Source organism: Streptomyces fuscigenes, assembly GCF_021556455.1.
Classification (GTDB): domain Bacteria; phylum Actinomycetota; class Actinomycetes; order Streptomycetales; family Streptomycetaceae; genus Streptomyces; species Streptomyces fuscigenes.
Map to the genome: position 1 here is coordinate 1 of NZ_JAKGCV010000777.1, position 1209 is coordinate 1209.

At 78.8% G+C, this 1209-nt stretch carries 1 protein-coding gene; it reads right to left on the bottom strand.

Annotation, left to right across the window (positions count from 1 at the left end; all coding sequences use genetic code 11):
• Positions 1–918 (bottom strand): LysR family transcriptional regulator (locus L1885_RS28485; protein ID WP_235800023.1); only part of this gene is annotated, 918 nt, incomplete at its 3' end.
• Positions 919–1209 lie beyond the last annotated feature (291 nt).

A 1209-nucleotide genomic window follows, 5' to 3' on the forward strand; every position in this document is an offset into this window, starting at 1 on the left:
GGCCGCCAGCGCGACCAGGTCCCGGGCCGGGCCGCGCGGGGGCTGGGTGCCGCCCGCCCACACGGCCCGCAGGTCGCGGACCAGGTTCACGCCCGACACGGGGACGGCGCGCAGCCGGCCCAGCGTCAGGTCGTCGGCGACCGCGAGGGAGGACAGCGCGCCGGGGCCCGCGCCCGCCGCGATGGCGGACTTCACCGAGGCGGTGCCGGCGAGCTCCAGGACCGGTGCCGCGTGCGGGGCGCCCGGAACGGCCGCGGCCAGTGCGGCGGCCAGCGCCTCGCGCGTTCCCGAGCCCGCCTCGCGGGTGACGAGCGGGGTCGCGGCGAGTTCCGCCGCCGACACCGGCGACCTGCGGCGCGTCCACGGATGCCCCGGGTCCACGACGACCAGCAGCTCGTCGCGCGCGACCGTCCGCGAGCGCAGCCCGAGCGGCGCGCGGGGGCCCTCCACGAAGCCGACGTCCGCCGCACCGCTCTCCACGGCCTCGGCGACCGCGACGCTGTTGGTCGCCTCCAGCTCGACGTTCGTGGCCGGCGTCCCCGTCAGGCGCTGCTGGTCCCGCAGCGCGACCAGCCAGCGCGGCAGCAGGTGGCCCGCGACCGTCAGGCTCGCGGCGACCTTCAGATGTCCCGCACGGTCGGTGCGCAGGGCGGTGATGCCCGCGTCCAGTTCGGCCGCGGCGTCCAGGACGCGTGTCGCCCACTGCTCGACGAGCCGGCCGGCTGCGGTCAGGTGCGAGCCGCGCGGGCCCCGGCTGAGCAGGGGGAAGCCGACCCGTCCCTCCAGTGCGCGCACGCGCTGGGAGAGGGCCTGCTGGGAGACGCCGAGCTCCGCGGCGGCGAGCCGCAGGCTGCCGGTTCTGGCGACGGCGGCCAGCGTCTGGAGGTCGGCCAGGTCGGGGACGTGCGTGCTGAGCATGAGCCGGTCTTTCCTCCGCGGCCGCCCGGGCCGGGTGGCCGGGCGCCCGCGGGACAGCAAGTGTGACAAGTGGTGCTTGTTACTGCCACAAGCAAGAGCAGACTACTCCGCCCGCCGCGGCCCGCGCAGGGTGGAAGCGTGAACACTTCCCCCACCCCGCCAGGGGGTCCCACCACCCGCGCACGCCGGACCCGGCCTCCCGGCGGGCCTCCCGGCGGGCCTCCCGGCGGGCCTCCCGGCGGGCCTCCCGGCGGGCCTCCCGGCGGGCCTCCCGGCGGGCCTCCCGGGGGC